28 protein-coding genes are annotated in these 24979 nt (G+C 59.4%); 19 read left to right on the top strand and 9 right to left on the bottom strand.

Going from position 1 to position 24979, the window contains the following annotated elements:
• The first annotated feature begins 23 nt into the window (after nt 1-23).
• The 5 genes from GIR22_RS21745 to ospF all read left to right on the top strand — a co-directional run bounded on the left by GIR22_RS21745 (nt 24) and on the right by ospF (nt 4484).
• On the top strand, nt 24-1355 hold the full coding sequence (locus GIR22_RS21745; protein WP_178122401.1) for a flavin-containing monooxygenase: 1332 nt from the start codon (nt 24-26) through the stop codon (nt 1353-1355).
• Nucleotides 1356-1373: 18 nt separating this feature from the next.
• Nucleotides 1374-1784 carry a RidA family protein gene (locus GIR22_RS21740; protein WP_154745327.1) on the top strand — a complete coding sequence of 137 codons (411 nt, stop codon included), beginning with the start codon at nt 1374-1376 and terminating at the stop codon, nt 1782-1784.
• 16 nt (nt 1785-1800) lie between these two features.
• Nucleotides 1801-2478, top strand: a complete 678-nt coding sequence (locus GIR22_RS21735; protein WP_154745326.1) for a DUF1028 domain-containing protein — start codon at nt 1801-1803, stop codon at nt 2476-2478.
• Nucleotides 2475-3620 (top strand): acetylornithine deacetylase, encoded by a 1146-nt coding sequence (gene argE / locus GIR22_RS21730; protein WP_154745325.1) that lies wholly within the window; start codon nt 2475-2477, stop codon nt 3618-3620. The genes GIR22_RS21735 and argE overlap by 4 nt, the downstream gene beginning before the upstream one ends.
• Nucleotides 3621-3752: 132 nt before the next feature.
• Nucleotides 3753-4484, top strand: coding sequence for a type III secretion system effector phosphothreonine lyase (gene ospF, locus GIR22_RS21725; RefSeq protein WP_246208461.1), 732 nt, complete (start codon nt 3753-3755; stop codon nt 4482-4484).
• A gap of 43 nt (nt 4485-4527) precedes the next feature.
• Here the strand turns inward: ospF and GIR22_RS21720 are convergent, their stop codons facing one another.
• Nucleotides 4528-5439 carry a LysR family transcriptional regulator gene (locus tag GIR22_RS21720; protein ID WP_154745324.1) on the bottom strand — a complete coding sequence of 304 codons (912 nt, stop codon included), beginning with the start codon at nt 5437-5439 and terminating at the stop codon, nt 4528-4530.
• Nucleotides 5440-5690: 251 nt separating this feature from the next.
• Here GIR22_RS21720 and GIR22_RS21715 point away from each other — a divergent pair, with 251 nt between their 5' ends.
• The 3 genes from GIR22_RS21715 to GIR22_RS21705 all read left to right on the top strand — a co-directional run bounded on the left by GIR22_RS21715 (nt 5691) and on the right by GIR22_RS21705 (nt 8439).
• The gene (locus GIR22_RS21715) at nt 5691-7106 is read left to right on the top strand and encodes a purine-cytosine permease family protein (protein ID WP_154745323.1); all 1416 of its coding nucleotides are present in this window, start codon (nt 5691-5693) and stop codon (nt 7104-7106) included.
• Between the two features lie 137 nt (nt 7107-7243).
• Nucleotides 7244-7762: a GNAT family N-acetyltransferase gene (locus GIR22_RS21710; protein ID WP_154745322.1), complete on the top strand. Its 519-nt coding sequence runs from the start codon at nt 7244-7246 to the stop codon at nt 7760-7762.
• Nucleotides 7762-8439: a class I SAM-dependent methyltransferase gene (locus GIR22_RS21705; protein WP_154745321.1), complete on the top strand. Its 678-nt coding sequence runs from the start codon at nt 7762-7764 to the stop codon at nt 8437-8439. Before GIR22_RS21710 ends, GIR22_RS21705 begins: the two co-directional genes overlap by 1 nt.
• Here the strand turns inward: GIR22_RS21705 and GIR22_RS21700 are convergent.
• Nucleotides 8436-8840, bottom strand: coding sequence for a DUF488 domain-containing protein (locus GIR22_RS21700; RefSeq protein ID WP_154745320.1), 405 nt, complete (start codon nt 8838-8840; stop codon nt 8436-8438). The two genes, GIR22_RS21705 and GIR22_RS21700, sit on opposite strands and share 4 nt — an antisense overlap.
• A 158-nt stretch (nt 8841-8998) precedes the next feature.
• Here GIR22_RS21700 and GIR22_RS21695 point away from each other — a divergent pair, with 158 nt between their 5' ends.
• Nucleotides 8999-9553, top strand: a complete 555-nt coding sequence (locus GIR22_RS21695) for a P-loop nucleotide/nucleoside kinase family protein (protein WP_154745319.1) — start codon at nt 8999-9001, stop codon at nt 9551-9553.
• Here GIR22_RS21695 and GIR22_RS21690 read toward each other — a convergent pair.
• Nucleotides 9505-11076, bottom strand: coding sequence for a L,D-transpeptidase family protein (locus GIR22_RS21690; protein ID WP_154745318.1), 1572 nt, complete (start codon nt 11074-11076; stop codon nt 9505-9507). The genes GIR22_RS21695 and GIR22_RS21690 overlap by 49 nt on opposite strands.
• A 37-nt stretch (nt 11077-11113) precedes the next feature.
• Here GIR22_RS21690 and GIR22_RS21685 point away from each other — a divergent pair, with 37 nt between their 5' ends.
• The 3 genes from GIR22_RS21685 to GIR22_RS21675 are packed head-to-tail and all read left to right on the top strand — an operon-like array spanning nt 11114 to nt 12929.
• Nucleotides 11114-11809, top strand: a complete 696-nt coding sequence (locus tag GIR22_RS21685) for a murein L,D-transpeptidase catalytic domain family protein (RefSeq protein ID WP_154745317.1) — start codon at nt 11114-11116, stop codon at nt 11807-11809.
• 42 nt (nt 11810-11851) lie between these two features.
• The gene (locus GIR22_RS21680; RefSeq protein ID WP_154745316.1) at nt 11852-12601 is read left to right on the top strand and encodes a creatininase family protein; all 750 of its coding nucleotides are present in this window, start codon (nt 11852-11854) and stop codon (nt 12599-12601) included.
• 58 nt (nt 12602-12659) lie between these two features.
• Nucleotides 12660-12929: a hypothetical protein gene (locus GIR22_RS21675; protein ID WP_154745315.1), complete on the top strand. Its 270-nt coding sequence runs from the start codon at nt 12660-12662 to the stop codon at nt 12927-12929.
• Here GIR22_RS21675 and yfcF read toward each other — a convergent pair.
• The 3 genes from yfcF to GIR22_RS21665 all read right to left on the bottom strand — a co-directional run bounded on the left by yfcF (nt 12904) and on the right by GIR22_RS21665 (nt 14299).
• Nucleotides 12904-13536, bottom strand: coding sequence for a glutathione transferase (gene yfcF, locus GIR22_RS21670; protein WP_178122400.1), 633 nt, complete (start codon nt 13534-13536; stop codon nt 12904-12906). The genes GIR22_RS21675 and yfcF overlap by 26 nt on opposite strands.
• Nucleotides 13529-13663, bottom strand: coding sequence for a hypothetical protein (locus tag GIR22_RS26620; RefSeq protein ID WP_281349898.1), 135 nt, complete (start codon nt 13661-13663; stop codon nt 13529-13531). The genes yfcF and GIR22_RS26620 overlap by 8 nt, the downstream gene beginning before the upstream one ends.
• Before the next feature lie 90 nt (nt 13664-13753).
• A complete protein-coding gene (locus tag GIR22_RS21665; protein ID WP_178122399.1) occupies nt 13754-14299 on the bottom strand; it encodes a DUF924 family protein in 546 nt (181 codons plus the stop codon).
• A 255-nt stretch (nt 14300-14554) separates the two neighbouring features.
• Between GIR22_RS21665 and GIR22_RS21660 the strand changes: the two genes are divergently transcribed.
• Complete coding sequence (locus GIR22_RS21660; RefSeq protein ID WP_178122398.1) at nt 14555-14983, top strand: DUF2231 domain-containing protein; 429 nt, start codon at nt 14555-14557, stop codon at nt 14981-14983.
• Nucleotides 14980-16272 carry a PQQ-dependent sugar dehydrogenase gene (locus GIR22_RS21655; RefSeq protein WP_154745312.1) on the top strand — a complete coding sequence of 431 codons (1293 nt, stop codon included), beginning with the start codon at nt 14980-14982 and terminating at the stop codon, nt 16270-16272. Before GIR22_RS21660 ends, GIR22_RS21655 begins: the two co-directional genes overlap by 4 nt.
• A 96-nt stretch (nt 16273-16368) precedes the next feature.
• Here GIR22_RS21655 and GIR22_RS21650 read toward each other — a convergent pair whose 3' ends face one another.
• Together GIR22_RS21650 and GIR22_RS21645 are read right to left on the bottom strand one after the other, a co-directional pair.
• Nucleotides 16369-16683 carry a DUF2834 domain-containing protein gene (locus GIR22_RS21650; RefSeq protein ID WP_154745311.1) on the bottom strand — a complete coding sequence of 105 codons (315 nt, stop codon included), beginning with the start codon at nt 16681-16683 and terminating at the stop codon, nt 16369-16371.
• Between the two features lie 245 nt (nt 16684-16928).
• Complete coding sequence (locus GIR22_RS21645) at nt 16929-17645, bottom strand: class I SAM-dependent methyltransferase (RefSeq protein WP_154745310.1); 717 nt, start codon at nt 17643-17645, stop codon at nt 16929-16931.
• Nucleotides 17646-17866: 221 nt separating this feature from the next.
• Between GIR22_RS21645 and GIR22_RS21640 the strand changes: the two genes are divergently transcribed.
• Nucleotides 17867-18250, top strand: coding sequence for a cupin domain-containing protein (locus tag GIR22_RS21640; protein ID WP_154745309.1), 384 nt, complete (start codon nt 17867-17869; stop codon nt 18248-18250).
• A gap of 37 nt (nt 18251-18287) precedes the next feature.
• Here GIR22_RS21640 and GIR22_RS21635 read toward each other — a convergent pair whose 3' ends face one another.
• Nucleotides 18288-19475, bottom strand: coding sequence for a XylR family transcriptional regulator (locus GIR22_RS21635; protein ID WP_154745308.1), 1188 nt, complete (start codon nt 19473-19475; stop codon nt 18288-18290).
• A 155-nt stretch (nt 19476-19630) separates the two neighbouring features.
• On the opposite strand from GIR22_RS21635, the gene xylA reads away from it, so the two are divergent.
• From xylA to GIR22_RS21615, 4 genes are all read left to right on the top strand, one after another.
• A complete protein-coding gene (xylA, locus tag GIR22_RS21630; RefSeq protein ID WP_154745307.1) occupies nt 19631-20947 on the top strand; it encodes a xylose isomerase in 1317 nt (438 codons plus the stop codon).
• Nucleotides 20948-21088: 141 nt separating this feature from the next.
• The gene (gene xylF, locus GIR22_RS21625) at nt 21089-22090 is read left to right on the top strand and encodes a D-xylose ABC transporter substrate-binding protein (protein WP_154745306.1); all 1002 of its coding nucleotides are present in this window, start codon (nt 21089-21091) and stop codon (nt 22088-22090) included.
• A 165-nt stretch (nt 22091-22255) separates the two neighbouring features.
• Nucleotides 22256-23812 carry a D-xylose ABC transporter ATP-binding protein gene (gene xylG, locus GIR22_RS21620; protein ID WP_154745305.1) on the top strand — a complete coding sequence of 519 codons (1557 nt, stop codon included), beginning with the start codon at nt 22256-22258 and terminating at the stop codon, nt 23810-23812.
• Complete coding sequence (locus GIR22_RS21615; protein WP_154745304.1) at nt 23813-24949, top strand: sugar ABC transporter permease; 1137 nt, start codon at nt 23813-23815, stop codon at nt 24947-24949. It abuts the gene before it with no gap.
• Nucleotides 24950-24979: the final 30 nt, after the last annotated feature.

Here is a 24979-nt window from a genome sequence, read left to right as displayed (position 1 = left end):
CCGCGCCCCATAGCCTTGAAGTCATGCCCGAGCTGAATCCAATCGTTGTTCAGAAGGATAGAGACATGACTGTTGAAACAATAAAAATAGACACGCTGGTGGTGGGTGCCGGCCAGGCTGGCGTGGCCATGAGTGAACACCTGAGCAAGCTGGGCGTGCCGCACCTGGTGCTGGAGCGCAGCCGCATCGCCGAGCGCTGGCGCACCGGGCGTTGGGATTCGCTGGTGGCCAATGGGCCGGCCTGGCACGACCGCTTTCCCGGCCTGGAATTTGATGACGTCTGCCCCGACGGCTTTGCGCCCAAAGAACGGGTGGCGGATTATTTTGAAGCCTACGCCCGCAAGTTCAATGCGCCGATTCGCACGGGTGTGGACGTAACCCGTGTTGAACGCAATGTCGCTCGCCCAGGCTTCACCGTACACACCAGCGAAGGCGTAATCGAAGCCAACCGCGTGGTGGCCGCGACCGGGCCGTTCCAGAAGCCAGTGATTCCGGCGATTGCCCCCAAGGATGTACCACTTCACCAGATCCATTCAGCGGATTACCGCAACCCAGGGCAACTGCCTGAAGGCGCCGTACTGGTGGTCGGTGCCGGCTCTTCCGGGGTGCAGATCGCTGATGAATTACAGCGCAGCGGCAAACAGGTGTACCTGTCGGTCGGCGCCCACGACCGCCCTCCACGCGCTTATCGCAACCGTGATTTCTGCTGGTGGCTGGGGGTGTTGGGTGAGTGGGACCAAGCGGCGATGAAGCCCGGCCGCGAGCACGTAACCATTGCCGTCAGCGGCGCACAGGGCGGCAAGACCATTGATTTTCGTGAGCTGACCCAACAAGGCATGACCCTGGTAGGCCTGACCCAGGCCTTCAACGGTACCGTGGCCAGCTTTCAGCCAAACCTGGTGGAGAACCTGGCCCGTGGCGATGAAAACTACCTCGCCCTGCTGGATGCGGCAGACGCCTATATCGAGCGCAATGGCCTGGACCTGCCCCTGGAGCCACAAGCCCGTCGCGTATTCCCCGACCCGGACTGCGTGACAAACCCGATCCTTGAACTGGACCTGGCCAAGGCCGGCGTCACCTCGATCATCTGGGCCACCGGTTTTGCCGTGGATTACCGCTGGCTGAACGTCGATGCCTTCGACGCCAACGGCAAGCCGCAACACCAGCGCGGCGTGTCCAGCGAAGCCGGGATCTACTTCCTCGGTTTGCCCTGGCAATCCCGGCGCGGCTCGTCGTTTATCTGGGGCGTCTGGCACGACGCCAAGCACGTGGCCGACCACATCGCCACCCAGCGTAAATACCTTGATTACCGCGAAGCCACCCCTGTCGCCCGCACATCCACAGTCAGCGCCTGATTTTCCTGGAGTCCCCCGATGCCTACTCACACGCGTATTCGCATGTTCAACACCCAGCAAACCTACCCGAACCAGAGCCTGGACAACGACCTGTGCCAGGCCGTTCGCGCCGGCAACACGGTCTACGTTCGTGGCCAGGTGGGTACCGACTTTGACGGCAAACTGGTCGGCTTAGGTGACCCACAGGCCCAGGCCGAACAAGCCATGCGCAACGTCAAGCAACTGCTGGAAGAAGCCGGCAGCGACCTGAGCCACATCGTCAAGACCACCACTTACCTGATCGACCCGCGCTACCGCGAACCGGTGTACCAGGAAGTCGGCAAGTGGCTCAAGGGCGTGTTCCCGATCTCCACCGGCTTGGTAGTGTCGGCCTTGGGCCAGCCGCAGTGGTTGATGGAAATTGATGTGATTGCCGTCATCCCCGAGTAATAACAGGAGGCAAGACATGACCTTTTCAATTGTCGGCCGTTGCCCGGAAACGGGTCAACTTGGTATCGCCATCAGCTCATCCAGTATCGCCGTAGGTGCTCGCTGCCCCTGGCTGCGGCCCGGTGTGGGTGCCGTCGCGACCCAGAACATCACGCTGCCCGCCCTTGGGCCGCAAGTACTCGACCAGTTGGAGCAAGGCCTTTCACCCTCTGATGCAGTGGACAAGGTCCTGACCCGCAACGGCTACAGCCAGTACCGACAACTGACGGCGATTGATCATCTGGGGCGCACCGTGCAGTTCAGCGGCAGTGAAACCCTGGGAACCCACAACGCGGTGGCGGGCGAACAGTGCATCGCCGCCGGCAACATGCTGGCAGACCACTCGGTGATCGCTGCCATGGTCATGGCTTTTGAAAATAGCGAAGGCCAACTGGCCGACCGCCTGCTGGCCGCCATGCATGCCGCCATCGCCGCGGGGGGCGAAGCCGGGCCTGTACATTCAGCCGCGCTGGTGGTGGTGGGTGAACTGACCTGGCCGATCATCAACCTGCGGGTGGATTGGGCCGACCACGACCCGATTGGCCAACTGCAAACGCTGTGGGAAGCCTACCGGCCGCAAGTCCAGGACTACATCGACCGCGCCCTGGCGCCCGACAAGTCTCCCGGCTACGGTGTGGCCGGAGACGAGCGATGAGCACCAGTCGCGATTTACTCAAGACGCTGGTGGAATTTGATACCACCAGTCGCGAATCCAACCTGCGACTGATCGAGTTTGTCCGTGACTACCTCCAGGGCTTCGGCGTGGTCAGCGAACTGGTCTACAACGACGAGCACAGCAAGGCCAATCTGTTCGCCACTATCGGTCCGGCAGATCGGCCGGGCATCGTGCTGTCGGGGCACACCGACGTAGTGCCGGTGGATGGCCAGCCATGGACCGTGCCGGCGTTTGAGCTGACCGAGCGCGACGGCAAGCTTTACGGTCGCGGCACGGCAGACATGAAAGGCTACATCGCCTGCGTGCTCGCCCTGGTGCCGTCCCTGGTGGCCGCGTCGTTGCGGATGCCGGTGCATATTGCGCTGTCCTACGACGAAGAAGTGGGCTGCCTCGGGGTGCGTTCGCTGCTCAAGGTGCTGCAACAACGGCCGGTGAAACCAATGCTGTGCATCATCGGCGAGCCCACCGAATTGAAGCCGGTGCTGGGCCATAAGGGCAAGCTGGCAATGCGTTGTGATGTGCATGGCGAGGCCTGTCATTCGGCCTATGCGCCGTATGGCGTAAATGCCATTGAATACGCCGCCGAGTTGATCGGTGAGCTGGGGCGGATTGGCCAGCGCCTCAAGGAGCATCAGGATGCGCGGTTTGATCCACCGTACACCACCGTGCAAACCGGGGTAATCAGCGGCGGCAAGGCGTTGAATATCGTCCCCGCCGATTGCCGTTTCGACTTTGAAGTCCGCGCCCTGCCCTCCCAGGATCCGGCCATGGTGGCACAAGAGCTGAAGTCCTACACCGAACAGCAGGTATTACCGCGTATGCTCGCTACCAGTAAACAAAGTGCGATTCGCTTCAGCGAATTGTCGGCATACCCCGGCTTGGTTACGGATGAGCGCAGCCAGGCGGCGGAGCTGATCGCGGCGTTTTCCGGCTCTAGGGAGTTCGGCACTGTGGCCTTTGGTACCGAGGGTGGGCTGTTTGATGCGGTTGGGATTCCCACTGTGGTGTGCGGGCCTGGCAGCATGGACCAGGGGCATAAGCCGGATGAGTTTGTCAGCGTGGCGCAGTTGGATGGGTGTGATGAGATGCTGCGGCGGATGCAGATGTCGATTTGCCTCTGAGTCCCACGCTGGATTTTGGAACCTGTTCAGCTTGCGGAACCACACAAAAGCCGACTTTTCAGACATGAACGATGAGTCCAGGCACTAAGTGGTCCCCTGACTGCTTCATTTTTTCCAAAACAGGTCTTCAGTATGAGAGTAGAAAACACTCATTCACCCTACATCAGCTCGAGCATGAAAGAGGCATTTTCCAGTGGAAAGAACCCGTTCGATACGGGTGGACTGAGAGCCATGAGACAAGAGGACATTGCGCCCTATGCTAACGCACGCTTCACCCCGAATTATGGGGCTCCGACCTATGAGGTCGCCCAGCAGGCCTCAGGCGAAATCCATGGCGGCTGGAGCGTCAAAAACAACGCTATTAACAATAAAAAATTTCCGTTTATCAGCTTGAAACGCAACCCGCCCGTGGAAGAAGAGAAGTCTGTTGGCGATAAATTTCACATTAGCGTGAATCCAAAGGATATGCCCAAGGCATTCGAAATCATCAGCAGGCTGATTAACGCAGAAGAAAGCCCGCTCAATAGCTGGAAAGCTACCGATACAAGCCGTGTTGATCCCCGAGACACCCGAATCTCGTTAGGCGCCCAATTTACCCTCTATCCCAAACCGGACCGTGCAGATGGCACCTACAGCCCCGAATACATGGGAAAAACACAGGCCTTGATCACCACCATCGAGCAAGAGTTGCAGGCAGCAGGCATTGGTCAGAGCGACAACAAACCCGCCTCCGATGTCTCAGCGCCGCAGTGGCACTATGCGTCTTATCGTAATGAGTTCAGAAGCGACCGAGAGGGTTCGCCCAGTCAAAGCGCCTCATTGAAAGAGGAGCCTTTTTTCAAGCTCATGTCCTCTGCGCAGTAAACACGCCCGGGGCCGCCAACCAAGCGAGTACCTGCAAGCGGTACTAGCCCAACAAACGCGCCAACTCCTCTCGGCAATAATCCACAAACAACTGCACCGGTTTGGTCAACGGTGCCCGCCGCAACCACACCGCAGAGAGACCTGAGCCGGTCACCGTCTCTGCCAACGGCACGCACACCAGTTTCTGCCCATCATAGGTGTATTCGCAAAATGGTTTGGTCACCAGAATCGAAAAGCCAAACCCGCGCCCCACCATGCCTCGCACCATCTCGATGGACGGCGAACTGAATGCGATATTCGGCGTCAGCCCGCGCTCCTCGAAAATGCTCACGAAGTAAGTTCGGCTGGGCAGCACGTCCAACAAAATCATCGGTTCCAGCACCAGGTCCGCCAATGACACCTTGGCCTGTCGGGCAAATCGATGATCCGCCGGCAACAAGGCATACGGCTGCTGCGGCGGCATCAGCGGTACCGTCTCGATAGCACCGCCCAAGTCATGCTCAAACAGCATCGCCACATCAATACTGCCGGCGGTCAGTGCCTGGACCAACTCCTGCTGCTCGCCGTCGCGCATCCGTATCTCGACCCCTGGCCAGCGCGCCTTGAAGCCGGCGATCAGGCGCGGTAAGTACAACGGCGCCACCGTCTCGAAACAACCGATATCGATCTGCCCCGCCACCACGTCATTGTCCGCCAGGGCGTTCTGCTCGAACTCGTGGGCCACCCGCAGCAGTTCCAAGGCCTTGCGATAAAACCGAGCGCCACTGGGCGTCAGCGACACGCCTTGAGCGTGATGGCGGATGAACAGCTGCACGCCGAAACTCTCTTCCAGGTGCTTGATGGCCGTCGACACCGAAGGTTGCGCGATGTACAGCTTGCGCGACGCCTGTGCGACGCTGCCGCACTCGGCGGTGGTTACAAAATACTTGAGCTGACGCAAGTTGTAGGCAGCCATGGGCACCTCGAAAAAACGTGAATTTGGCCCCAAACAAGTGCAAGAAAAAGCGGCTTTTTTGGTGGTTTTATTGACATGCAACATACCGGAGCAAAAAACACCTCGAGATATTTTTTTTAAGGTCTGAAGCAACAAACTTACTAATTTACCTGCCAGTAACCATTGCACATGATCACTCCAACAACAAAAGCGTCGCCCACGCGGCGCACAGCGAAGTACGTCCACGTACTCACCTTGCCTTGGAGTTCGTCATGGTCAGCACTGCAACATCCTGCGCACCGCTTATCGAAAAACACACGATCGGCTACGTGCCCCCGGAAGATCGCCACGGAAAGGTAAGAGACCTGTTCACCCTCTGGTTCGGCGGCAACATCGCACCGTTGCCCATCGTCACCGGCGCACTGGGGGTGCAACTGTTCCACCTGAACCTGATCTGGGGCATCGTGGCCATCCTCGTCGGCCACCTGATCGGCGGCGTACTCATGGCCCTGCACTCAGCCCAGGGTCCGCAAATGGGTATCCCGCAAATGATCCAGAGCCGTGCTCAGTTCGGCTCCCTTGGCGCGCTGTTGGTGGTGGTGATCGCTGGCGTCATGTATATCGGTTTCTTCGCCTCCAACATCGTCCTCGCCGGCAAATCCCTGCACGGCGTAGTCGACAGCGTCCCGGTCCCCGTAGGCATTGTCATTGGCGCCATTGGCTCGGGGATCATCGGCATCATCGGCTACCGCTTCATCCACGTGCTCAACCGTATCGGCACCTGGGTACTGGGCGCGGGCATCGTGCTGGGTTTCGGCTATATCTTCACCCACGTGCAGACCACCGACTTCCTCACACGCGGCAGCTTCAATATCTCCGGATGGCTGGCGACTGTGTCCCTGGCAGCGCTGTGGCAAATCGCCTTTGCACCCTACGTCTCGGATTACTCACGCTATCTGCCGGCCGACGTGCCTGTCGCCTCGACCTTCTGGACTACCTACCTCGGCTCGGCCCTGGGTTCCAGCCTGTCCTTCATCTTCGGCGCCGTCGCCGTCCTCGCCACCCCGGTGGGCATGGACACCATGGACGCCGTCAAACTCGCCACCGGGGCCATAGGACCGCTGATGCTGGTGCTGTTCCTGCTCAGCGTGATCAGCCACAACGCCCTCAACCTCTACGGCGCAGTGCTGTCGATCATCACCCTGGTGCAGACCTTTGCCTACCGCTGGATCCCGACAGCCAAGAGCCGCGCGGTGATCTCGATCATTGTCCTGGCAGCGTGTTCGATTGCGGCGGTATTTGCCTCGCAGGACTTTATCGGCCACTTCGTCGATATGGTATTGGTGCTGCTGGTAGTCCTGGTGCCATGGACGGCAATCAACTTGATCGACTTCTATGCCATCCATAAGGGCAAGTACGACATTGCCTCGATCTTCCGGGTCGATGGCGGGATTTACGGACGCTACAACCCGCAGGCATTGCTGGCGTATACGATCGGGATTGTGGTGCAGGTTCCGTTTATGAACACGCCACTGTATGTCGGGCCTATTTCCGAACACATCAATGGCGCGGACCTGTCCTGGGTGGTGGGGTTACTGGTGACTTCGCCGCTGTATTTCTGGTTGGCCAGTCGTGACAGTGCGTATAAACGACGGATGGATGGAGGGAAATTGGTGGGTGGGGTTTAAGTAAACGTCACGCCTTACCGAGTTAGGCTTGCCGGCCGTACTACCAGACCTGGATAAATGTGCGGCCACGTGCCCCTTTTCAATCGCGCAAAACCCGCTAGGATCGTGTACTCGTTCCTTTTAAGCCGGTCATCTCAATGCCCACCCTACACTTTCGCAACGCGGTCCCCGCAGACGCCACCCGCTGCTACCATATCGAAACCAGTGCCTACGAAGGCGATGAAGCCGCCACCCTGGAAAAGATCGCCACGCGTATCGCCCTATACCCGCAAGGCTTCCTGATCCTGGAAGTCGACGGCGAGGTTATCGGCTTCATCAACAGCGGTTGCGCCCAGGAAGTCGTCATGTCCGATGAGTCGTTCAAAGAGTTGGTGGGCCATTCGCCGGATGCGCCCAACGTGGTGATCATGTCGGTGGTGGTTGATCCCGATCACCAGGGCAAGGGTTACTCAACACAATTGATGGAAGCGTTTGTTCAGCGCATGCAGGGCATGGGCAAGAAAACCATCCACCTGATGTGCAAGGACCATCATGTCGAGTTGTACAAGCGGATGGGCTATGGCTACGTTCAGCCATCTGCGTCGGACCATGGCGGTATGGCCTGGCATGAGATGGTGATGGATATCCAGGCTCTGGATACTGAGGGGCGCTCGTAATGACCTGGTTTTCAGACCCTGACGCTGTCGCCCGCTACGCCGAAGGCCCCGTGAGATTGGTGCCTGGTTTTGATTCCCTGCAACGCATGACAACACTGCTGCTGCAGGAAAGCCTACCGGCTACGGGCAACGTGCTGGTGCTTGGCGCGGGCGGTGGCCTGGAGTTGAAGAGGTTTGCCGAGCACGCGCCTGGGTGGCGGTTCGTCGGGGTTGATCCGTCCGCCGAGATGCTGAAGCTGGCGCAGGCCACCTTGGGCGCGCAGGCCTCAAGAGTCGAGCTGCATGAAGGCTATATCGACACCGCGCCGCCAGGCCCGTTTGGTGCGGCGACCTGCCTGCTGACCTTGCATTTCATCCCGGCCGAAGAGCGCCTGAAGACCCTGAAGGCGCTATGGTGCCGCCTGGTACCAGGCGCACCGCTGATTGTGGCTCACCACAGTTTCCCCCAGTCGCCTGGGGAAAAAGCCCGTTGGTTGAAACGTTATGCTGCCTATGCCGTGGACTCAGGCGTGCCCGTCTCAGACGCTGAGCGGGCGATTACAGCCATCAGCGCCCAACTACCGGTGCTGTCGCCCGAAGATGACGAAGCGCTGCTGCGGGCGGCAGGGTTCGAATCGGTCGAGCTGTTTTATGCCGGGTTCAGTTTCAAAGGCTGGATCGCTTACAAACCGGCCTAACCTTGTGGAAAGTCCGTCATGTAGCAGACGGGAGAACTCGCGTCGGCCCGACGATCCAGCTCTTCTTCCAACCAGTGGGCGAGGACCACGGCGTTATTTGCCAACGGGTCCTTGGCGGAGTAGATCAGCGTAAGGGTGCCGGCTTGAGCGATATCCAGCAGTTTCCACCAGGAGGAAGGCCGCGCCGTCAGTTCCTTGCGGTAAGCGCTTTCAAATTGCACAAAGCTCAACGCCCCGGACTTGAAGGCCTTGCGCAGTTCGGTGGAAGGCGCTACTTCAGGCAGCCACTCGTCCAGTACCAACGTATCTTTGCGGCAACCCCGCGGCCACAGGCGGTCCACCAGAATGCGCCTGCCGTCATCCGGGCTGGCGGTTGCATAGGCGCGTTTGCACTGAATCATGGCCGTTGGCTCTTTGACTGAAGGGACCTTGCAAGCATAGCTTCACCCATTTCCCGAGTGGCACTGCCGCAGGCCATCAATGCTCCAGAACCGTACGCGGGCCTCTGACGGGAACACCCTGGCTTCTTGCCTGCCCCCACTGACCCTAAGGATCCACCATGCTTATTGTTTTCAGCGGCCTCCCCGGCACCGGCAAAACGACCATCGCCTCGGCGCTGGCCCGCCGGATAAACGCCGTGTATCTGCGCATCGACAGCATTGAGCAAGCGATCCGGGATGCCGGGGCTCTTGTGCAGGAAGTGGGAACCAGTGGCTACAGGATTGCCAATGCGCTGGCATTGAGCAATCTGGGACTGGGCCACCGGGTCATCGTTGATTGCGTCAATCCGGTGTTTGAAAGCCGTGACGACTGGAGCAAAGTGGCCAGGCACGCAGGTGTACCTTTGGTCAATATCGAGGTGACTTGCTCCGATAAGGCGCAACACCGTCGAAGAGTAGAGACTCGCACTGGCGACATCCCCGGCCTGGTCCCACCCACTTGGCAGTCAGTCATGGCCCATACGTATGAACCGTGGGCGGATGCACCGTTTAGCATCGACACGGCGCAAGTGTCACCGACTGAAGCCGTGGCAATGATTGCCAAGGCTTTTTTACCCGACGCACCTCAAAGCACACTTCCCAACGCCTTGAACAAAGCAGGATCGCGCCCGTAAATATCCGGCGCATACAACAGCGCCCCCTGGCTATCCACCTGCACTGTCCAGTACCCCAGCAATACCGGCACCGGCGTGGCCAGCCTGAACTCGTGGGTCGCGCCAGTCGCTATCAACTCATCGGTACGCGCGCGCTCTGCCGGGCCCACCAGTAAATCGCGCAGATGCAGCGGCTCTTCAACCCTCACGCAACCCGAACTGAACGCCCGCGGGCCCTTGGAAAACAATTGCTGGCTGGGCGTGTCATGCAGGTAAACCGAGTATGGGTTAGGGAAACGCAGCACGATCCTGCCGAGAGGATTTCTCGGGCCAGCCCCCTGGCGCAGGAGAATATTGCCAGGGCGGGACCAGTCGACTTGCTCAGGGGCCAGCGGGTTACCTTTGCTGTCCAGCACTTGCAGGTTCTGCTGGCGCAGGTATTCAGGGTTCAAGCGAATGGCCGGCAGTTTATCCTCGCGCAGGATAGTCGGCGGTATGGTCCAGGTTGGATTTAACGTCAGCCGCGTGATCACAGACTTCAATAACGGCGTCTGGCGCTCGGCTCGCCCCACTTGCAGGCGCGTCTGCCATACCGGCACACCTCCCTGGTAAAAGCTCAGTTGGGCAGCCGCCACGTTGACCAGTACACCTTCGGGCTCCAGGTCCTGGGCCAGCCAGCGGAAGCGTTCGAGGTTGACACGCAGTTGCTCGCGACGCACTGCAGGGCTGACATTGAACTCTGCCAAGGTGCCTGGGCCGATCACACCATCGGCTTGCAAGGAATGGCCCTGCTGGAAGGCCTTGACCGCGTTGACCAGTTCTACACGGTATTTCTTACTGGTGCCGGCAGGCGCGCTGGCCAGATAGCCGCCATTGAACAGTCGCCGCGCCAGTTCCGGCACGCGTGAGTCCTCCATGCCTGGGCGCAGCAACGGACCACTGGCGAGCGCCTCCCAATGAGCCAGCGGCTGCAAGCGCAGGGCGGCATAGGCCTTGCGCAGGCTACGATACAGCTGCGCATCCGGGCGGGCTTGATCGAATGCCTTGGCCATGTCCTGCAGCCCCACCGCCGCTATCGCCACCACCTCGGCGTCCGGGTCTCGCGTCGGCGGCTGGGAGTGCCAGAGGGGTTCGAAACGGGCTTGTTGCAAGCGACCGTAGTGCAAGTCCTGCAACGCTTGCAGATAGTGCTGGCTGATGCCGATATCGGTGCAAAGCACGTTGCCGGTGGTCGCGTCCACAGGCAGAGGGTAGTGAGCCGGGTCCAGGCCGTCATCGGCCAATAGCTGCAGCTGGGCTTGCAAGGCTGATCGGCGCTCGTTGCCAGCCCAAAGCGCAACATTGCCCTGCTGCTGGTAAAAAAGCTGCAATCGCCGCTCACCCGGGGCATCCACCTGCCCCGCCAAACCTGGGCAAACACTCGACAATTGCGCAAGTGCCAGCTGTACTGGAGATGGCGGCTCTATGACCGGGTCTTCGGCCATGGCGACCAATGGTGCAACGAGCAGGCAAATGCTCAAGTAACATGCGTGTTTTTTGAACAATGAATTTGCTCCATTCCATCGGGGAGATGCTCTGTACATGCTGAATTTTTACGCCCGCCTCGGCTTGATCGCCATCCCCCTGCTCGCGCTCTGTAATCACACGCTCGCCAGCAACAACCCTCCTACTCTGTATAGCAGCCTGGCCCGTACGGCTCCAGAACTCAATCCCGTTGTTCTGAAAAGAGCCTTGAGCGCCATGCAGTGCGCCGTCGGCAACGGCCTTGAACGCTCCGAACGCCTGGCCGTGATCGACTATTCAATGCCCTCGACCGCTCGTCGCCTGTGGATCTTCGACCTGAGTAAAAAAAGCCTGGTCCTGCGCGACCTGGTGGCCCACGGGCAAAATTCCGGGGAAAACTTCGCCACCCAATTCTCCAACCTTGAGGGCAGCTATCAGTCCAGCCTGGGGTTGTTCCGTACCCAGGAAAGCTATGAAGGCGCCCATGGCTATTCGTTGCGCATGGACGGCCTGGAGCCAGGTTTCAATGACCGGGCCCGGGACCGGGCCATTGTGATCCACGCCGCCGATTACGTAAGCCCGTTGTGGAGCAAGCGCGAAGGGCGGATCGGCCGTAGCCAGGGCTGCCCTGCCGTACGGCCACAAGTGGCGCGCCAAGTGGTGGACAAACTCAAGGGTGGCCAGTTCATGTTCTCCTGGTACCCCGACCAACGCTGGCTGAAGTCCTCGGCTTATCTCAACTGCAAGCCACAGCAGATGGCCAGTGCCGGTTGAGGTAGTATCTTGTCAGCCGAGCCTGACAAGAGAGAACCTCACATGCTTTTACATCAGTCAACGTGGATCGAGATCGAGCAGTTCCTGCAGCGCAGCCGCACCGTGGTGATTCCCATCGGTTCCAACGAGCAACACGGCCCCACCGGTTTGCTGGGCACCGATTGGATGTGCCCGGAAATCATCGCCCATGTGGCGCAGAAAAATGCCGATATCCTGATCGGCCCGACCTTCAATATCGGCATGGCGCAGCACCACCTCGGTTTTGCCGGGACGATTTCCCTGCGCCCCTCGACCTTTATTGCGGCCATTGGTGATTGGGTGCGCTCACTGGCGGGCCATGGCTTCGAGAAAATCCTGTTTCTCAATGGCCATGGGGGCAATATCGCTTCGATTGAAGCGGCATTTTCCGAGCTCTACGCCGAAGCCAGCTTTGCCCGGCGCCCGGCGGGGTTCGCACTGAAGTTGGTCAATTGGTGGGACCTGGAAGGTGTTGGCGAACTGGCACACCGGCAGTTCCCCACGGGCCATGGCAGCCATGCCACGCCGTCGGAGATCGCCGTCACCCAATGGGCTTATCCCGACGCGATCAAGTCGGCAGACTACTCGCCGCAAATCGCCAACACCGGCCCGATCCGCGAAGCCAAAGACTTTCGTGCGCGCTTCCCGGACGGTCGCATGGGTTCGGACCCGGCCTTGGCGACCCCGGAAAAAGGCGGTGAGTTGGTAGCGCTGGCGGCAAAAGGCCTGGCGCAAGCCGTCGATACCTTCAGCCGAGAACCAAAACAAAACTAGCGGTTGAGCGAATAGCGTCGGGCTGACGGCCCCTATAAAAACCTATAAGGAACACTCCATGAAGCACCACCAGAAAACCTTCGACCGAATCCGTGAAGCTGTGTTGCCGGAGTTTCGCGAACGGGTCGCCGACTATCTGGTTGAGTATGAAAACGTGCTGCAGGAGCAGGCCGCAGATTCTCACCAGGTATCTGCCAGCGCCCAGCAATTGCGGGGTTATTTGCGCGGACTGAACACAACCCGGGTATTGGGTATGGCCGACTGGGAGGACCTGGATCGCCGGGTTGTGCAGGCATGGCTGACTACTGCGCGGGCCGCTGCCGATTGACCCATTCCTGTACCGATGGCCGCTGCCATTGGCGCTGTGCATAGATCACCAACGCGGCAGGCACACTGTCACCGTTGAGGATCAGCCGGTTGAGCATCAAGGCCAGGTCGACATCAACGATCGACCACTGGTCAAACAGGTGCTCGCGATTGTCGGCCAGCAAGGCTTGCGCGACGCCGATCAATTTGCGCGCCGCCGCCTGCGCCTCGTCTGACAACGGCGCCGACTTGACGCCGTAAAACACCACCAGGGTGGAACGTTCCTGGCGAATCGCCAACAAGTCACTGCGCAACCAGGCCTGGACTTGCCGCGCCCTCGCCCGCTGCCGTGGGTCTGTTGGGTACACCGGAGCCTGGGGGTACAGCTCTTCCAGGTATTCGCTAATCGCCGAGGACTCCGACAAGGCAAAGTCACCGTCCACCAGCGTGGGCACCCTCTGGGTCAACGACAGATGAGCAAAGCCTTCAGCGTTGTGCTCACACGCCTCCAGATCCAGCGTGAGCACTTCAAACTCAAGGTTCTTTTCGCGCAAGGCCACAAAGACCGACATCGCATAGGGGCTGGTGAATTGAGCATCAACGTACAGGCGTAACGGGCGGTTATTCACGGCGCGATCTCCAGAGGTGCTTTTTTGTAGGAGCGAGCTTGCTCGCGAAGAACTCATAGGCGACGCGTTTATCCAGGATGCGCACGTTATCGTTGAAGTTTTTCACGAGCAAGAACCAGGCTTTCACCCCTCGCTCCTACAGGGGTCGATATTCGCTTAACTGAACGGCATTGGAATTCTGATGAGGGCACTCCTGGTTGGAGCTCGATTCAGAGGCTTAGCCCGAAAAGCCCCCCTCTTCCAAAAAAACACGCTCCTCAGCGGTCGTCGTCCTCGCTAAAACTCCGTTGCGATGGGGAAAGCGTCCAAACCGCTCAATGATGTCGGCATGTTCTTTAGCCCATCTGTAAGTGTTAGCGTCGAGCGCCTGGTTCAAAGCCAGGGAGCGTTGCTGGTCCTCAACGTTTTCCGAGTGCTCCAGCGGTAAATAGCAGAACGGTTTTAGAGAGGCTTCGATCTGCTTGTCCATCCCGGCATCGATCATCCTGCCTGCGTACAACCGCGCCAGTGGATCAGTGGCGAACATGTGGGCAGTGCCGCGAAAGGCGTTGCGTGGGTACTGGTCAAGCAACAGAAGCAAGGCCAGTGCCCCTTGCGGGCTGTCCATCCAATGTTCCAGCTCCCCCCTGGCCGCCTGGAAGTGGGCAGCATGGAAAGTGTCGCGAAACTCGGTATCGAATGCCTCGTCCTTCTTGAACCAACGCGCTGGGCCGGCGTGCTTCCAGAAGGTGATGACGGACTGGGGGCTTAACGTATTGGCCACGATCAAATCCTTGGGCGAGTGAGCAAAGAGTAGCCCATACAATACTTAAACCCAGGGAAGATCAATTCAAACCAAGTGACGCTGCAGCTCTTCGATCACACCACCGGTGCAGCCAATCGAGCATTACAAAATGATCAGGCGTCGTAAGGACGACAGTCTTGTCGAGGTCTCGCTTACCCTGACTTTTCAACTAGACTCCCCCAGGATTCAACGCAGTGACCACCGCCCTGAGGCGCTGAACGATAAGGAGCCACCGTGTCCATTACCGCACCCCTCGCCTACCGAAGCACACCAGGCCCGCTTCACGCGACCTTGCTTGCCGGAACCGTACCGCTGTTTCTCGGCGCCTTGCTCAGTGATATTGCCTACTTCAATACTTACCAGATTCAGTGGAGCAACTTCGCCTCCTGGCTGATTGCCGGCGGGCTGGTTTTTTGCGGGTTGGCGTTGTTATTCGCGCTCGTCAATCTGCTCCGGGCAGACCACAAGACAGGGCGACCCGTGATGTACTTCCTGCTATTGCTAGCCACCTGGGCACTCGGACTCATAAACGCCTTCGAGCATGCGAAAGACGCCTTGGCCTCCATGCCCTTGGGCCTGATTCTGTCAGTCATCGTGACCTTGTTGAGCTGTGTCGCGACGTGGACAGGGCTTACCAATCTGCGTTCGGGAGGTGCCCAATGAGACCATCGAGCGCATTGACTGTTTTAAGCATGGCGCTGTTTTTGAGTGCATGCGGTGGCGAAGCGGACAGTACCCAGGCCCACGGCCCAGACCCGAAAATGCCGGCCCCCCAGAGTAGCCTGCTGCCTAGCATGAAGATTGCCGAACCCGTGGCGTGGGGCGATCAAAAGCCCACGGTTCCCCAGGGTTACAGCGTCACGGCGATTGCGACCGATCTGAAAATTCCGCGCCAGACCCTCGTCCTGCCCAATGGCGATATCCTCGTGGCGGAAGGCCGTGGGGGCAGTGCCGCGAAGCTCAAACCCAAAGATGTGATTGCAAGCGTTATCAAGGCGCAAGGCAACACCAAGGTCAAAGGCGGCAATCGCCTGACGCTGCTGCGAGATGCTGACGGCGACGGCACCTACGAGTTGAAGACCGTATTTGCCGAAAACCTCAACGCGCCTTACGGCTTGGCCTTCGCCGACGGCAAGCTGTATGTGGCCAACCAGGATGCATTGGTGCGCTTCGATTATGAAGAGGGCCAGACCAAAGCCAGCGGCCAGCCGACCAAGGTCACCGACCTGCCTGCCGAGATCAATCATCACTGGACCAAGTCGCTGGCCATCAGCGCCGATGGGCGCTTGCTGTATGTCGGTATCGGTTCCAACAGCAATATCACCGAGCGCGGCATGGAGGTTGAAATCGATCGGGCCATGGTGTGGCAGGTCGACGCCGCGACCGGTGCCCACAAACCTTATGCAACCGGCCTGCGCAACCCGACGGCGTTGACGATTGAACCTGAATCAGGCCAGCTGTGGACGGTGGTCAACGAACGCGACGAACTGGGGCCGGATCTGGTCCCGGACTACCTGACCTCGGTGCGCGAAGGTGGGTTTTACGGCTGGCCCTATAGCTATTGGGGCCAGAACGTCGACCCACGCGCGCAACCGCAGAACCCGGACAAGGTGGCTGCCGCGATCAAGCCGGATTACAGCCTGGGGTCACACGTCGCGGCGCTCGGCGTCGACTTTTCCATACCGGCCATGGGCGGCCAGTACACCGAAGGGGTGTTCGTCGGCGAACATGGCAGTTGGAACCGTGATAAGCCGGTGGGCTACAAAGTGATCTTCGTGCCGTTCAGCAACGGTCGCCCCGTGGGTGAACCCGTTGATTTCGCCACGGGTTTTCGTGGTGCCGATGGTAAAACCCGCGGCCGGCCTGTCGGTGTGACCGTCGATCCACGTGGCGCCCTGATTATCGCGGACGACCTCGCAAACACCGTGTGGAGGGTGACGCGTAACCGCTAGGTCCGTAATCTCACGGCGGATCCGGCGTTGCTGATCCGCCCTGCCCGGCCAGCCCTCCTGAAGCAAGAAGGTGTAGGTGTGTATCGACCTGATCACCTACCTTGGGTGAGAGCGGGCGAACCCATTGATCACGATATACAGCAGCGGGCCTATCGACACGAATATCGCCGTTATCAGCAAATAAGGGACAATGGAAGCAAACGACCTGCCGCGCCCACGTGCATCCCGGTACATCCACACACAGGCCATGGCCGCAAGCACATACAGGTCGATGACCACCTGGGCAGTGTCCGGGCGCGACATGAGTTCGAGGCCGAAGGCAATGAGGCTTTGCTCCGCCAGCACCAACGTGTACGCCGTGTACAGGGAAAAACCCAGCAACGTGGCGAGGGCGATATAGGGTCGTTTCATGCTCTCCTCCCTGGAGACAAAAAGTTGCAGATCGAACAGTCGTTAAGCCACACCCTCCCCTGTAGGAGCGAGGGGGACGCCTAGTTCTTGCTCGCGAAGGTCGTCAACAATGACACGGGAAACCATGAGAGGTAAATCGCTCCTGATTTCCTAGCCTGAAGGTTGTTGTTTATCTACCCCGACAATCGGCTTGTAGAGCCTTTCAGCTGTCAAGTCGGCAGCATTATGAATGCCCCCATCCATGCTCAGGCCGTTTTGCATGTCAACCAAGCACTCCAGAAAAGGCTGCTGAAGAAACGCGTAGCATCCCCGAATCCGGCGTCATGCAGCAGCTTTTGAACCGCCACCTCGGAATGTGGAGGGTCAGCGCCTTGGAGGATTTTCCCAAGCTTGACCTTTACTTCATCCGGGCTGGCACCATGCTGCCGCCACCGTTGCCCCCAGGCGGCAAGTAATAACGGTTGACTGGCATAAGCATATTGATTCCCCGCGACAATCAGCGGCGCGCCCGGCTTTAGATGAGCCCGGATGGATCGTAGGACTTGTCGCTTGGCATCATCCCCATCGAGATGATGAAGTACACCGATCAAGGTGGCTGCGTCGTATGACTCATCTGCGGCCAGGTCTTCAACATACCCATGATGCATGCTCGTTTTTTCAAGCAGGTTGCTTGCCTCTAACTGCTGCGTCGCGGCCTCCAGCATCGGCTCGGATGGATCTACGGCAGTGAAACGCCAACTCGGCGCAAGCGTTGCCATCGCAATAATCTCCTGCGCCGTGCCACCAGCGCCGACGACAAGCACCTTCGCCGAGCATGTATTGCCGAGGCTTGCCGCCAGCATGCACGCAGCAAGATCCTGGCAGGCATCATACCCGGCTAATGCGATACGGCTCTGTCGCCCATACTCATTGGCCCGTGAGGTATCAAACTTTTCAGCTACGTTGAGAGAGGATGATTTCAAGGTCGTTCTCCATGTCCTCAAACCAAGCTACGCCTCACCCTGCGATAAGAAAAATTCATTAATTTTATGCCCTGCATTCCTGCAAGGAATGCAGGATGAGGGACGCAAACAGACGAGCTGTTTCGAACGCTTGCCCGCTCGTGGCAATCGTGCATGATCGTACAAGAGCCATTCACTGGCCTTCGCTATGCTTAACGCGCCTATCTCACCGAGGACTCATCATGAGCCAGCCCCACGAAATCAGCCTGCAAGCGATCAACCTGATGCATAAAGCCTCGAGTCTGGACCAGCAGTGGAGCCCCCGGGTGGTTGCTGAAATGAACGACTACCAGTTCAAGGTCGTGCGCATCGAAGGCGACTTCATCTGGCATTCCCATGCGGACACCGACGAGGCGTTTTTGGTGCTTGAAGGGGAACTGCGCATTGACCTTGCCCATGGCAGTGTGACGGTCAGACCCGGCGAGCTGTACGTTGTCCCAAAGGGTGTCGAGCACAAAACATTCGCAGAGCCCGAGGCGAAGCTGATGATGATCGAGCCACGTGGAGTGCTCAATACCGGCAATGAAGGCGGTGAACGCACGGCGCCGAATGATATCTGGATCTAGAAGACAGGCTGGGCAGGCCCGGCCTTGAGTATTGCGCTCAATGGATCGCGGCGTTGGCGCCCTGCTGGTATTCCCGTGGTGTACAGCCGAACTCACGACGGAACACCGTGTGCAGGTATTGCGCCGATTTGAATCCGCAATTCTGGGCGATGTCGGCAATTGCCGAGTCAGTGTTTTCCAGTCCGCTGGCGGCCGCTGCCAGTTTGAAGCGCAAGATCTCGTCGTGCACGCTGCAACCCCGCGCCTTGCGAAAGTGCGACTCCAGCGATGAGCGCGACACGCCTACGTATCCCGCTACTTGCGCAGTCTTGATGCCCTGACAGGCGTATTGGCGAATGAAGAGCAGCGCCTGCATGACGTAGGGGTTGCCCAATGGTTGATGCAGGCTTGAAGCTTGCACGTTGATCGCATCAGGGGGGATCAACAACTGCGTGCCTGTGGACGGCATACCATGCAGCATTTGATGGAGCAGGCGCGCGGCAGTCCGACCCATGGTTTCGGTGCCTTGAATCACCGAACTGAGGGGTACCCGCGTCAGGGTGCGGGTCAGTGGGTCGTTGTCGATGCCAATCAACGCCACCTGCTCCGGCACGGCAATCCCGGCGGTCAGGCAGGCTTGCAGCAACTGCCGGGCACGCGCGTCGCTGACGGCGATGATGCCGATGGGTTTGGGCAGGCTTTGCAGCCAGGCGATCTGCTGTTCGACAGCGCTGTCCCAAAGCGGTGCACTGGTGCCCATGCCGCGGTAGACCTCAGCGTGCAAGCCATCGCGCTGCAGCAGGCGGCGAAAAGCTTTTTCCCGCTCCTGCGCCCAGCGATTGGCCTGTGCCTCAGGCAGGCTGAAGCAGGCAAAGCGCGTCAACCCGGCCTCGATCAGGTGTTCGTACGCCAACTTCATCAAGGCGTCATTGTCGGTGGCGACATAGGGAATGCCTTTGGGATAGGCGCGCTCATCCTGATAAGACCCACCCACCGCCACGACTGGCAACTTGATCCCGGCCAGCGCCTCGCCGATCAACGGGTCGTCGAAGTCGGCAATGATCCCATCGCCCTGCCAGCGCTCGATCCCTTTCAAGCGACAGAGGAAATCCTCCTCAAGGAACAAGTCCCAGGACGCGCGGGTGCTGCTCAGGTAGTTGCCGATACCGCTGATGATGCCGCGGTCGTAGATCTTGCTGCCGTTGAACAGCAGCGCAATGCGGTGAACGGGGGGTACGGTTTTCATTATTTTTTACCCTGGGCCGATGAGCACAGACTAGGCGCCGTAGCGACAGATCTCAATACTCAAAAACGAACTGCGCGTTGGTGATTTTCATAATCAACAGCCTCAGGGCCGTTGCTAGTATCGGGACACCGCCAAGAACAACAAGGAAATCGTCAATGCCGTACTTCCCCGCTGTCGACAAGATTCTCTACGAAGGCCCCGCCAGCGACTCGCCCCTCGCCTTCCGCCACTACGACGCCAATAAGCTCATTCTTGGCAAACCGATGCGCGAGCACCTGCGCATGGCTGCCTGCTATTGGCACACCTTCGTCTGGCCAGGGGCTGACATGTTCGGAGTCGGTACCTTCAAGCGCCCGTGGCAACTCGCCGGGGACCCGATGGAGCTGGCCATTGGCAAGGCCGAAGCAGCCTTCGAGTTCTTCTCCAAACTGGGCATCGACTACTACAGTTTCCACGACACGGATGTGGCCCCGGAAGGCAACTCGCTGAAGGAGTACCGCAACCACTTCGCGCAGATGATCGACCACCTGGAACGTCATCAGGAGCAGACCGGGATCAAGCTGCTGTGGGGCACCGCCAACTGCTTCAGCAACCCACGCTTTGCCGCAGGAGCCGCCAGCAACCCGGACCCGGAAGTGTTTGCGTATGCCGCCGCCCAAGTGTTCAGCGCCATGAACGCCACCCAACGCCTCAAGGGCGCCAACTACGTACTGTGGGGCGGTCGTGAAGGCTACGAAACCCTACTCAATACCGACCTGAAGCGCGAACGCGAACAACTGGGCCGCTTCATGGGCATGGTGGTCGAGCACAAGCACAAGATCGGTTTCAAAGGCGACCTGCTGATCGAACCCAAGCCCCAGGAGCCAACCAAACACCAATACGATTACGACAGCGCCACGGTCTTCGGCTTCCTGCATCAGTTCGGCCTGGAGAACGAAATCAAGGTCAACATCGAGGCCAATCATGCAACCCTGGCCGGGCACAGCTTTCATCACGAGATCGCTACGGCCGTATCGTTGGGGATCTTCGGCAGCATCGACGCCAACCGCGGCGATCCGCAGAACGGCTGGGACACCGACCAGTTCCCCAATAGCGTCGAGGAGATGACCCTGGCCACCTATGAAATCCTCAAGGCCGGGGGGTTCAACAACGGCGGCTTCAACTTCGACTCCAAGGTGCGCCGCCAGAGCCTGGACGACGTCGATCTGTTTCACGGCCATGTCGCTGCAATGGACGTCCTCGCCCTGGCCCTGGAGCGCGCAGCATTAATGGTGCAGACCGATCGACTGCAGCAGTTCAAGGATCAACGCTACGCCGGATGGCAGCAGCCGTTCGGCCAGGCAGTGTTGGCGGGTGAGTTCAGCCTCGGATCCCTGGCCGAGCATGCCTTCGCCAACGAGTTGAACCCCCTGGCCGTCAGCGGGAGACAGGAAATGCTCGAGGGTGTGGTCAACCGGTTTATCTTCTCCTGACAGTAGGCAAGCCTCGGCGGCGCGGTGACATTCTCGCGACAAATCCATGCGCGCGGCGCCTTGGGACCCTCTACAGTTCTACCGGCATCATGCTCATCGTCAGGCAGTGTCTCTCAAACAACAATAAAAGGACGCACCACCATGAACACACTAAAACGCACGCTACTCGCCAGTGCCCTGGCCCTGCTGGCGCTTCCGGTCATGGCCGATTCCGCCCACCCGAAAATCGGTTTTTCCATCGATGACCTGCGCCTGGAACGCTGGTCACGCGACCGTGATTACTTCGTTGCGGCGGCGGAAAAGCTGGACGCCAAAGTCTACGTACAGTCAGCCGACGCCAACGAGCAGAAGCAAATTTCGCAGATCGAAAACCTCATCTCCCGTGGTGTCGATGTGATCGTCATCGTGCCATTCAATGCCACCGTACTGACCAACGCCGTCGCCGAAGCCAAGAAGGCCGGGATCAAGGTGGTGTCTTATGACCGACTGATCCTGAACGCCGATATCGACGCCTACATTTCCTTCGATAACGAAAAGGTCGGCGAGATGCAGGCAACTGGCGTGCTACAAGCGGCGCCCAAGGGCAACTACTTTTTGCTCGGTGGCGCCCCCACGGACAACAACGCCAAGGTCCTGCGCGAAGGTCAGATGAAAGTGCTGCAACCGGCCATCGACAAGGGTGATATCAAGATTGTCGGCCAGCAGTGGGTGAAGGAATGGAACCCCACCGAAGCCCTGAGCATCGTTGAAAATGCCCTGACCCGGAACGACAACAAGATCGATGGCATCGTTGCCTCCAACGACGCCACCGCAGGCGGTGCCATCCAGGCGCTGGCCGCGCAGAAAATGGCCGGCAAAGTGCCGGTCTCGGGTCAGGATGCAGACCTGGCGGCGGTCAAGCGGGTGATCGATGGCACCCAGACCATGACCGTCTACAAACCACTGAAACTGATCGCTACCGAAGCCGCCAAGCTCTCGGTGCAACTGGCGCGTAACGAGAAACCCACCTACAGCTCGCAATACGACAATGGCAGCAAAAAAGTCGACACCATCCTGCTCACCCCGACCCCACTGACCAAGGACAACATCGACCTGCTGGAAAAGGACGGGTTTTATACCAAGGAACAGATGGCCGGGAAGTAATCCTTCGATAAATCTCCGTGTCCACCCCTGTAGGAGCGAGCTTGCTCGCGAAGAACCTCAACGATAACGCGTGCATCCTGGATAAACGCGTAGTCTATGAGTTCTTCGCGAGCAAGCTCGCTCCTACAGGGGGGTGGCCCGTCCAGCCTGTTGTGAGCGCCTGCCATGCCCGACTACCTGCTGCAAATGAACGGTATCGTCAAAACCTTCGGTGGTGTCAAAGCCCTGAATGGTATCGACATCAAGGTCAAGCCTGGCGAATGCGTCGGCCTGTGCGGCGAGAACGGCGCGGGTAAATCCACGCTGATGAAAGTCCTGTCGGCGGTCTATCCCTACGGCACCTGGGACGGTGAAGTGCTCTGGGACGGCCAGCCGCTCAAGGCGCATTCGATCAGCGAAACCGAAGCCGCCGGGATCGTGATCATTCACCAGGAATTGACCCTGGTCCCCGACCTGTCGGTGGCCGAAAACATCTTCATGGGCCACGAGTTGACGTTGCCCGGCGGGCGCATGAATTACCCGGCGATGATCCACCGCGCCGAAACCCTGATGCGTGAACTCAAAGTGCCGGACATGAACGTATCGCTACCGGTTTCACAGTACGGCGGTGGCTACCAGCAACTGGTGGAAATCGCCAAGGCGCTGAACAAGCAAGCGCGCCTGCTGATCCTCGATGAGCCCTCCTCGGCCCTGACCCGCTCGGAAATCGAGGTGCTGCTGGACATCATTCGCGACCTCAAGGCCAAGGGCGTTGCCTGCGTGTATATCTCCCACAAGCTCGATGAAGTGGCCGCCGTGTGCGACACCATTTCAGTGATCCGCGATGGCAAACACATCGCCACGACTGCCATGGCGGACATGGACATTCCAAAGATCATCACTCAAATGGTCGGCCGGGAAATGAGCAACCTCTACCCCACCGAACCCCACGACATCGGCGAGGTGATTTTCGAAGCGCGCCACATCACCTGCTATGACGTCGACAACCCCAAGCGCAAACGGGTCGACGATATTTCGTTCGTCCTCAAGCGAGGGGAAATCCTTGGCATCGCGGGGCTGGTTGGCGCCGGTCGCACGGAGCTGGTATCGGCGCTGTTCGGCGCCTACCCCGGCCGCTACGAAGGTGAAGTGTGGCTGGACGGCCAACCGATCGACACACGCACGCCCCTCAAGTCGATCCGTGCCGGCCTGTGCATGGTTCCTGAAGACCGCAAGCGCCAGGGCATCATCCCAGACCTTGGGGTCGGCCAGAACATCACCCTGGCGGTGCTGGACAACTACTCGAAGATGACCCGCATCGACGCCGAAGCCGAACTGGGCAGCATCGACCGGGAGATCTCGCGCATGCACCTCAAGACCGCGAGCCCGTTCCTGCCGATCACCAGCCTCTCCGGCGGTAATCAGCAAAAAGCCGTGCTGGCTAAGATGCTGCTGACCCAACCCCGGGTGCTGATTCTCGATGAGCCCACCCGCGGTGTAGATGTCGGCGCCAAGTACGAGATCTACAAGCTGATGGGGGCGCTGGCGGCCGAAGGTGTATCGATCATCATGGTGTCCTCGGAGCTGGCCGAAGTGCTGGGGGTTTCCGACCGCGTACTGGTGATTGGCGAAGGCCAGTTGTGCGGCGACTTCGTCAACCAGGGACTCACCCAGGAACAGGTGCTCGCCGCCGCGCTCAGCCATCCCGATGGCCATAACCATAATGATCGGAAGACCGCGTAGATGAATCAGGTCAAACAATTCTTCAGCCGCTACAAAATGCTCGCGCTGGTGATCGCCGTGGCGATGATCTGGCTGTTCTTCAGTTGGCAAACCGACGGCGGGTTCCTGACCCCGCGCAACCTCTCCAACCTGCTGCGGCAGATGTCCATCACCGGGATTCTCGCCTGCGGCATGGTGCTGGTGATCATCAGCGGCGAGATCGATTTGTCGGTGGGTTCATTGCTTGGCCTGCTGGGTGGCCTGGCGGCGATTCTCGACGTGGTCTATCACATCCCGCTGCTGGCGAACCTGAGCCTGGTGGCCTTGTGCGGCTTGTTGATTGGTTTGGGCAACGGCTACATGACGGCCTACCTGCGCATCCCCTCGTTCATTGTCGGCCTGGGCGGCATGCTGGCATTTCGCGGCATTTTGTTGGGGGTTACCGGCGGCACCACCATTGCCCCGGTATCAACGGAGTTGGTCTACGTCGGCCAGGGTTATTTGCCGCACACGGTTGGGACAGGGCTTGGCGTACTGCTGTTCGCCTTGACACTGTTCCTGACCTGGAAGCAGCGCCGCAATCGTGCACTTCATGGCCTGGCGGCACACTCATTGGGTCGTGACGCATTGCGCGTGGTATTGATCGGCGCAGTGCTGGCCGGGTTCGTCTATACCCTCAACAGCTACGATGGCATCCCGGTTCCGGTGCTGCTTCTGCTGGTCCTGCTCGGCGTGTTCAGCTACGTGACCAGCCAGACCGTGTTTGGACGACGGATATACTCCGTGGGCAGCAACATGGAAGCCACGCGGCTGTCCGGCATCAACGTGCAGGCGGTGAAGCTGTGGATCTTCGGCATCATGGGTGTGATGTGCGCCCTCGCCGGCGTGGTCAACACCGCGCGCCTGGCCGCAGGCTCGCCCTCGGCCGGAAGCATGGGCGAACTCGACGCCATCGCCGCCTGCTTCATCGGCGGTACCTCCATGCGCGGTGGCTCCGGTACGGTTTACGGCGCCCTCCTCGGCGCACTGGTCATCACCAGCCTGGACAACGGCATGTCCATGCTCGACGTCGACAGCTACTGGCAGATGATTGTCAAAGGCAGCATTCTGGTACTGGCCGTATGGGTGGATGTGAGCACTCGGACCGGGCGACGTTGATCTCGGCACACCGTGCCAGGGGAGACGGGC

The organism is Pseudomonas karstica (genome assembly GCF_009707515.1).
Lineage (GTDB): Bacteria > Pseudomonadota > Gammaproteobacteria > Pseudomonadales > Pseudomonadaceae > Aquipseudomonas > Aquipseudomonas karstica.
This window is presented reverse-complemented; position numbering and strand designations above follow the sequence as displayed.

Excerpts from the sequence above, each read along its gene's own strand:
- xylA (WP_154745307.1), top strand. The coding sequence starts at position 19,631 with ATGCCGTACTTCCCCGCTGTCGACAAGATTCTCTACGAAGGCCCCGCC.
- GIR22_RS21675 (WP_154745315.1), top strand. The coding sequence starts at position 12,660 with ATGAAGCACCACCAGAAAACCTTCGACCGAATCCGTGAAGCTGTGTTG.
- xylG (WP_154745305.1), top strand. The coding sequence starts at position 22,256 with ATGCCCGACTACCTGCTGCAAATGAACGGTATCGTCAAAACCTTCGGT.
- xylF (WP_154745306.1), top strand. The coding sequence starts at position 21,089 with ATGAACACACTAAAACGCACGCTACTCGCCAGTGCCCTGGCCCTGCTG.
- GIR22_RS21735 (WP_154745326.1), top strand. The coding sequence starts at position 1,801 with ATGACCTTTTCAATTGTCGGCCGTTGCCCGGAAACGGGTCAACTTGGT.
- GIR22_RS21615 (WP_154745304.1), top strand. The coding sequence starts at position 23,813 with ATGAATCAGGTCAAACAATTCTTCAGCCGCTACAAAATGCTCGCGCTG.
- GIR22_RS21705 (WP_154745321.1), top strand. The coding sequence starts at position 7,762 with ATGACCTGGTTTTCAGACCCTGACGCTGTCGCCCGCTACGCCGAAGGC.
- GIR22_RS21700 (WP_154745320.1), bottom strand. The coding sequence starts at position 8,840 with ATGATTCAGTGCAAACGCGCCTATGCAACCGCCAGCCCGGATGACGGC.
- argE (WP_154745325.1), top strand. The coding sequence starts at position 2,475 with ATGAGCACCAGTCGCGATTTACTCAAGACGCTGGTGGAATTTGATACC.
- GIR22_RS21710 (WP_154745322.1), top strand. The coding sequence starts at position 7,244 with ATGCCCACCCTACACTTTCGCAACGCGGTCCCCGCAGACGCCACCCGC.
- GIR22_RS21720 (WP_154745324.1), bottom strand. The coding sequence starts at position 5,439 with ATGGCTGCCTACAACTTGCGTCAGCTCAAGTATTTTGTAACCACCGCC.
- GIR22_RS21650 (WP_154745311.1), bottom strand. The coding sequence starts at position 16,683 with ATGAAACGACCCTATATCGCCCTCGCCACGTTGCTGGGTTTTTCCCTG.
- GIR22_RS21715 (WP_154745323.1), top strand. The coding sequence starts at position 5,691 with ATGGTCAGCACTGCAACATCCTGCGCACCGCTTATCGAAAAACACACG.
- GIR22_RS21635 (WP_154745308.1), bottom strand. The coding sequence starts at position 19,475 with ATGAAAACCGTACCCCCCGTTCACCGCATTGCGCTGCTGTTCAACGGC.
- GIR22_RS21740 (WP_154745327.1), top strand. The coding sequence starts at position 1,374 with ATGCCTACTCACACGCGTATTCGCATGTTCAACACCCAGCAAACCTAC.
- ospF (WP_246208461.1), top strand. The coding sequence starts at position 3,753 with ATGAGAGTAGAAAACACTCATTCACCCTACATCAGCTCGAGCATGAAA.
- GIR22_RS21655 (WP_154745312.1), top strand. The coding sequence starts at position 14,980 with ATGAGACCATCGAGCGCATTGACTGTTTTAAGCATGGCGCTGTTTTTG.
- GIR22_RS21685 (WP_154745317.1), top strand. The coding sequence starts at position 11,114 with ATGCTGAATTTTTACGCCCGCCTCGGCTTGATCGCCATCCCCCTGCTC.
- GIR22_RS21695 (WP_154745319.1), top strand. The coding sequence starts at position 8,999 with ATGCTTATTGTTTTCAGCGGCCTCCCCGGCACCGGCAAAACGACCATC.
- GIR22_RS21680 (WP_154745316.1), top strand. The coding sequence starts at position 11,852 with ATGCTTTTACATCAGTCAACGTGGATCGAGATCGAGCAGTTCCTGCAG.
- GIR22_RS21640 (WP_154745309.1), top strand. The coding sequence starts at position 17,867 with ATGAGCCAGCCCCACGAAATCAGCCTGCAAGCGATCAACCTGATGCAT.
- GIR22_RS21745 (WP_178122401.1), top strand. The coding sequence starts at position 24 with ATGCCCGAGCTGAATCCAATCGTTGTTCAGAAGGATAGAGACATGACT.